Below are 6,375 nucleotides of genomic sequence, written 5' to 3' on the forward strand. Positions count from 1 at the left end.
CTGAGCTGGTACCTGCCCTTCGTCAGCGCGCTGAAGCGCACCACCAGCATCGACGTGGGCGACCTGGGCCTGGTGAAGCACTTCCCCCGGGCCTTCGCCTACTCGCAGCTCCCGGAGCGGCCCTCCCAGTACCTCCTCATGCACGGGGACTTCTACGGCTTCAGCCCGGACATGGGGCTGATGCCCCTGCGCTACGCGGCGACGCGGTACCGGGATCCGGTGGCCCAGGCCACGGCGGACACCTGGATGCGCGGCACGTCCGCCTCCACCTACGCGCCCGAGCTCAACCAGCGTGTCTTCGAGTTCCTCTTCTATGACCCGACCGTGAGCTCCACGAACCTGAGTACCCTGCCGCTCGACTGGTACGGCGACAACCAGCAGACGGCGGTGTTCCGCAGCGGCTGGGGGAAGGGCTCGCTGCTCTTCGCGCTCAAGAACGGCCCGTATGGCGGCATGGCCGGGTGGAAGTGGCTGCAGAGCGGAATGGAGCCGCGAGGCACCCTGAACTTCGGCCATGACCACGCCGACGACAATGGCTTCTACCTGTACGGCAACGGCTCCTGGCTCGCGCCCGAGGCGGCCGGCTACTACATCGGCCACGCCAGCTCGCCGGGGCCCGCGGCCAACCAGACCGTCTTCCACAACTCGCTGACCATCGACGGCGTGGGCCAGCTCGGCGAGGGCGTGCGCGAGAGGAGCGACTCCGCCGCGGCCTACAGCTGGTACTCCGGGCGCAAGGGCGGCATCCCCTTCTTCGGCTCCAGCGAGCACTTCGGCTACACCATCGGCGACGGCTCCACGCTCTACGCCGCCACGACGGGGCTGCGCCGGTGGGATCGCCATGCCCTCTTCCTCGACCGCCGGTGGGTGGTGCTGCGCGACGTGGTGCAGGCGACGAAGTCCCACGTCTACCGCTGGTCCTGCCACTTCATGAACGGGGCGACCCGTGAGGGAAGCTGGCTCCATGGGCGCGGCGAGAACCGCCAGGCCCTGGGCGTGGCCGTGGTGGCCCCCGCCTCCTTCGACGCCACGTTCACCCAGCAGCGGCCGGCGCAGATCCAACGGCTCAACTCCGCCGGCTCCGTCGTCAACGCCGAGGTGAAGCCCACCGCCGCCTCGGCCAACACCACCTTCCTCACGGCCCTGGTGCCCACGCCGGAGTCGGCCTGGGCCACACGCCCGACGGTGAAGGCGCTCGATGCCAAGGTGCCCGACGCCGGGCTGACGGTGACCGAGGGCACGACCTCCTCCTCCGCCATCTTCAATGACCTCCCCGAGCAGCGCCGCGTGGCGGGAGGACTCGTGCTGACGGGGCTCTCCGGCGTCGTCCGGTACGAGGGCACCACGCCGACCCGCGCCCTGCTGGTCCGGGGCACGAGCCTGGCCGATGCCTCGCGCACGCTCCTCAGCCAGGGCAGCGCCACGGGCCTGCTGGAAGCGGACGGGCTCAACACCGAGACGCTGCGGCTGTCCGGGACCGCCTTGAGCACCCCCCGCGTTCATGCACCCCGCGCCACCCGCGTCTTGTGGAACGGCGCGGACGTGCCCTTCCAGCGCGAGGGCGACGCCATCGTCGTGGGCAAGGGCGCGCAGACACCCTCCGCGCCCCCGTCGCCTCCCGTCGAAGCCGAGCCTTCGCCGCAGGTCGACCCCGACACGCAGGCCCCGCTCGACTCCGACTCCGAGCCCGTGGAGGGCTCCGGCGCGATGCCGCCTCCCTTCCACGCCCCGGAGCCCTCCTTCCCTGGAGCCAGCCCCGACGTGCCTTCGAGCCTGTCCTGTGCCGTGGGGGGTGGCGGGGAGCTCGTGCTCGCCTGGAGCCTGCTCGCCCTGGGTGGAGTGTTGGCCCATCGGCGGCGGCGCCGACCGTAGACACTCGGGACAGGTGTGCCGTCGGGTAAGGAGCACTCCCCTCGCGAGGGCGCGTGCTCCGTCTGACAAGTCGAGAAAGCCCGGCCTACGGCGCTTCACGCACCTCCCTGGCATTCCTAGTTTCCCGCCCACGTCATCAGGGCGCGCGGGGCGCGGGGAGAGCCGGATGCAAGAGCGGGAGAACCTGGACGGGCGGTGGGAAGCGGAAGTGGACCTGAGTCCGGCGGAGCCCTCACCCAGGCCAACCCCGGAACGGAATCGGCTCACCCAGAGCGAGGCGCCCCCGGGATATGAGGAGCTCTTCCCTCCCGAGCCGCTGCCCGAAGCGCTGGCGCGCTGGGCCTCCGAGTCGGACTTCTTCGATCTGGTGGCGGAGAAGCAGCCGGCCCAGCCGATGGATGAGCTCACGCTCGAGCGCTACCGCGAGACCCGGCGCCCCTGGTTCAACAAGGAGTTCCGCTTCCGGTTGATGGGAGATCTGCGCGGCAAGCGCGTGCTGGACGTGGGCTGCGGCGATGGCAGCAACGCCCTGCTGATGGCCCGGTTCGGCGCTCGGGTGACGGGCATCGACATCTCGTCCAAGTCCATCGAGCTGTGCCACCGCCGCGCGGAGCTCGACGGCGTGGGGGCCAACACCCAGTTCATCTGCTCGCCGCTGGAGACCGCCGACCTGCTCGACGGCTCCTTCGACATCATCTGGGGAGATGGCGTGCTGCACCACCTCATCCCCGAGCTGGACGGGGTGATGCGCAAGCTCGTGAGCTGTGCGAAGCCCGGAGCCTTCTTCCTCTTCTCCGAGCCGGTATGCCTCTCGCCGTTGATGCGCAGGCTGCGCAAGCGGATTCCCATCCACACCGACGCCACGCCCAACGAGCGGCCGCTCGAACGGGCCGAGCTGGCGACGATCGGCCGCTACCTGCCGGGCCTGGAGATGCGGTGGTTCAGCTTCCTGTCGCGGCTGGACCGCTTCTTCCTCCACCACAACAACTACGAGCGCTCCTCGCTGCCGCGCCGCCTGGTCGCGGACGTGCTGGGCTGCACCGACAAGGCCCTCCTCTCCGTGCCCGGGCTGCGGATGCTCGGCGGCATGTGCGTGATGTACGGCAGCCTTTCCAAGAACGACTGAGCACCCCGTAGGCCCGCCATGAGAGCTGCCCTGCTGATCGGCCTCGCCCTCCTGAGCGCCTGCACCAGCGCGCTCGAGACGGGCAACCCGCCGTCCCACCTGGAGCGCCCCGAGACCGGGACGTCTCCGGGTATCGAGGAGCCGGCCACCGAAGTCCCCGCCATGGACTCCGGTACGCCGGACGCGGGCAGCCCTCCCACGGACGCGGGCAGTCCCCTGGCGGACGCGGGCACGCCGTGGCCGCCGGAGCCCTCCGCGGCCCGGCCCCGTTGGCCGGCGCTCCAGACGTCCATCCCCACCTACGAGCTGACGCTTCGGCAGGAGGACTTCCAGGCCCTCCACGACCACGCGAAGGATCCGCCCTCGCGCAACTTCCAGGTGAAGGGCCAGTTCACCCATGAGGGCCGCACGTACGCGGTGGAGCTGAGCTTCCGCGGGCGCTCCACCAAGACGGACCCGCGCATCGTGAAGAAGTCCTGGCAGGTGCGCTTCGACACGAAGGCCCGCTTCGAGGGCCGCAAGCGCCTCGAGCTGCTCGCGGAGTGGAAGGACTCGGGCTACCTCACCGAGAAGCTCTGGTACGACGTGGCCTCGAGCGTGGGGCTGCGCGTGCCGAGCGCCCGCTACGTCCACGTGAAGCTCCGGCTCCAGCAGGGAGGAACCGTCACCACGAAGTACGAGGGCGTCTTCACCGAGCTGGAGTCCCTCGACAAGGACTTCCTCGCGGCCCACGACTTCGACGACGACGGGGACATCTACCGCTGCGGGATGCTCGACTGCGAGCTGCGCCAGCCGCCCCAGGAAGCCTACATGGAGCCATGGGAGAAGCAGACGAACGAGAAGGAGTCGTGGGAGCGGCTGTGGGCCTTCCTCGACGGCGTGAACCGCACGCCACCCCACCAGTTCGCCGCCTTCGCGGAGCAGAAGCTGGACCTGGAGGACTACCTCACGTGGATGGCGGTGGATGCCTTCATCGCCAACGAGATGCAGGGCGACTCGCGCAGCTACCTCATCTACGACCGCGAGCTGGGCCAGTGGACGTTCGTGCCGTGGGACCTCAACAACGCGCTGTCGCTCTACAACCGCACCAACGCCGTCATCCAGGGCGTGAAGGACGAACACCCGCTCTTCAGCTTCAGCGCTTATGACCGGAAGGTGTACGAGCTCCTCGCGCACCGCCGCGACGTGCTCGGCTACAAGGACATGAAGCCCACGTACAGCACGCTGCTCACGCGCATCTACGACGACCCGGGCCTGCGTGCCCGCTACATCGCCCGGCTGCGTCTGCTGCTGGAGACGTGGCTCACCGAGGAGAACCTCGGCTCGCGCGTCGATGCCATGCATGCACTGCTCGCCCCGTACATCCTGCCCGGCCAGGACGGAAAGACGGTGGACCCGTACGTCAGCCCCGAGCACGCCGCGCGCAGCGCCGACTACCTCCACCGCTTCGTGCGCGAGCGTCACGCGTGGCTGCTCCGCCACCTCCAGGACCTCGAGTCCCTCGGCGGCGGGCCGCTCGTCATCGACCGGGTGGGCCGCGACGCCTCCGGGGCCTTCTGGGTGCAGCTCTACAACCGGGGGAGCGACCCGGTGTCCCTGGGAGGACTCCGGCTCTCGGGCGTCACCCGGGTTCCAGGCCAATGGACCCTGCCCGCCCTCAGCGTGCAGCCGGGACAGTTCATCACCTTCCGCCAGGGGGCCTCCGGCACGGAGCGCCTGGGCGCGACGATGAACCCGGAACGTCCCGAGGTGTCGCTCTACGCGGCGGACGAGACGACCCCCTTGGATCTGCTGTGGTTGGCCCCTCTCGAGCCGGGCGAGGCCTACGGCCGGCAGCCTCGCGGCGCCGAGTCCTTCGGCCTCCAGCCCGGTCCGTGAGCTCCAGGCCCGGCACTAGAGCTTGATGTTCTTGAGCGCCGCGAGACGCGGGTCCACGAACGTCGTGTCGCAGCCGCACTTCTTCTCGTTGAGGTTCTGGCCGCACTTCACGCACAGCCCCTGGCACTCCTCGCGGCACACGGTGCTCATGGGCAGGGCCAGCAGGACCTGCTCGCGCACGATCGGCTCGAGGTCGATGACCTTGCCGTCGAACACCTCCTCATCCGCCTGATCCAGCGCGAACGAGCCGCCGTGCTCGCCATGCCCCTTGTCCTTCTCCGCCAGCTCGTCCTCGTCCAGGACGTCCTCACCGCGGGCGAGCGACTCGGGGACGAGGTTGATGGCGAAGGACACCGGCAGCTCGAGCTTCGACTCCGTGAGGCAGCGCTTGCACTCCGACACCACCCGCGAGGTGAACTTGCCCTCGACGAGCACGCCGCCGCTCAACTTGCGCAGGCTCGCTGAGACGGACAGGGGCTCGGTGGCCTGGAAGCCGGAGCCCTCCAGCGCGGCGTTCAGCTGCTCCAGGCTCATCTTCTTGTCGACCTTGAGCCCTGCGTCGCGAATTTCTTCAATCTTTACGAGCATCTACCCGACTTCCTATCCAAAAAGGGGCGCGCATCATGGGGAGGCTCTCCCCCGCAGTCAACGCGCCTGAACCTCCATAGATGTCATCGGGCCGCAGGCGTTGCGCGACCGTCCTCTAAGTGGAGGCCCGAATGCCCGTCTGCTAGGGTGGCGGGCAATGTACGTCCGGCGGAATCGCGTGGTGGCGAGCATCGTGATGGCGAGCCTGCTGGCCCCCGGCGCCTCACTCGCCCGGCCCCTGTTCCCACAGCCCCTCCTCTTCCAGGTGGCTCCGGCCCGTCCGGAGATTCCCCGCGCGCAGGAGCAGATCGAGAACGGGGAGTTCGAGGAGGCGGTGAAGACGCTGGAGTCCGGCCTCGACGCGCCCGACGTCACGGATGATCAGCTCGTGGAGCTCTACCGCCTGCTCGGCATCACCTCGCTGTACCTGGGTGACGAGGAGCGGGCCCGCGAGGCCTACGAGAAGCTGCTCCAGGCGCGGCCGGACTACGAGCTGCCGCGCAACACGCCTCCGAAGATCCGCAGCCTCTACGCGCGCCTGAAGGAAGACATCAAGAACCGCCGCGTGCGCCCCGTCACGCTGCAGGTGGACCCCATCCCGGATGCCCCCGGCGGCGAGCCCGTGGTGGCCGCGGCACAGATCGAGGACATGGCGCTCGGAGCCCGGGCGCGGCTCTTCTACCGGCGCGCGGGAGCCCAGGCGTACAGCTCGGTGGACTTCGCCCGCGAGCGGGGGAACAAGGAGCGCTACGTCGCCACCATCCCCGCCTACGAGCTGCCCGCCGCCGCTTCCGCGTACGAAGTGGAGTACTACTTCGAGGTGGCGGACGCGGCGCAGCGGCGGCTGGCGGGCCGGGGGGATGCCTTCAACCCGCTCGTCTTCCAGATCGCCCCGGAGTCGGGAGCGGTGG

Annotated in this window: 5 protein-coding genes; 4 read left to right on the plus strand and 1 reads right to left on the minus strand. The window is 69.6% G+C overall.

What is annotated here, in order from left to right:
* From VF697_RS07760 to VF697_RS07770, 3 genes are all read left to right on the plus strand, one after another.
* Positions 1–1,872 (plus strand): heparinase II/III domain-containing protein (locus tag VF697_RS07760; protein WP_331092862.1); only part of this gene is annotated, 1,872 nt, incomplete at its 5' end.
* A gap of 166 nt (positions 1,873–2,038) precedes the next feature.
* Positions 2,039–2,998, plus strand: coding sequence for a class I SAM-dependent methyltransferase (locus VF697_RS07765; protein WP_331092863.1), 960 nt, complete (start codon positions 2,039–2,041; stop codon positions 2,996–2,998).
* 18 nt (positions 2,999–3,016) lie between these two features.
* Positions 3,017–4,876: a CotH kinase family protein gene (locus VF697_RS07770; RefSeq protein ID WP_331092864.1), complete on the plus strand. Its 1,860-nt coding sequence runs from the start codon at positions 3,017–3,019 to the stop codon at positions 4,874–4,876.
* 15 nt (positions 4,877–4,891) lie between these two features.
* Here the strand turns inward: VF697_RS07770 and VF697_RS07775 are convergent, their stop codons facing one another.
* Positions 4,892–5,464, minus strand: a complete 573-nt coding sequence (locus tag VF697_RS07775; RefSeq protein ID WP_331092865.1) for a DUF177 domain-containing protein — start codon at positions 5,462–5,464, stop codon at positions 4,892–4,894.
* Between the two features lie 157 nt (positions 5,465–5,621).
* Here VF697_RS07775 and VF697_RS07780 point away from each other — a divergent pair.
* The coding region (locus VF697_RS07780; protein WP_331092866.1) for a hypothetical protein at positions 5,622–6,375 on the plus strand (754 nt) is incomplete at its 3' end.

The organism is Archangium sp. (assembly GCF_036388035.1).
In the GTDB taxonomy this organism is placed as follows: domain Bacteria; phylum Myxococcota; class Myxococcia; order Myxococcales; family Myxococcaceae; genus Archangium.

Excerpts from the sequence above, each read along its gene's own strand:
- VF697_RS07775 (WP_331092865.1), bottom strand. The coding sequence starts at position 5,464 with ATGCTCGTAAAGATTGAAGAAATTCGCGACGCAGGGCTCAAGGTCGAC.
- VF697_RS07770 (WP_331092864.1), top strand. The coding sequence starts at position 3,017 with ATGAGAGCTGCCCTGCTGATCGGCCTCGCCCTCCTGAGCGCCTGCACC.
- VF697_RS07765 (WP_331092863.1), top strand. The coding sequence starts at position 2,039 with ATGCAAGAGCGGGAGAACCTGGACGGGCGGTGGGAAGCGGAAGTGGAC.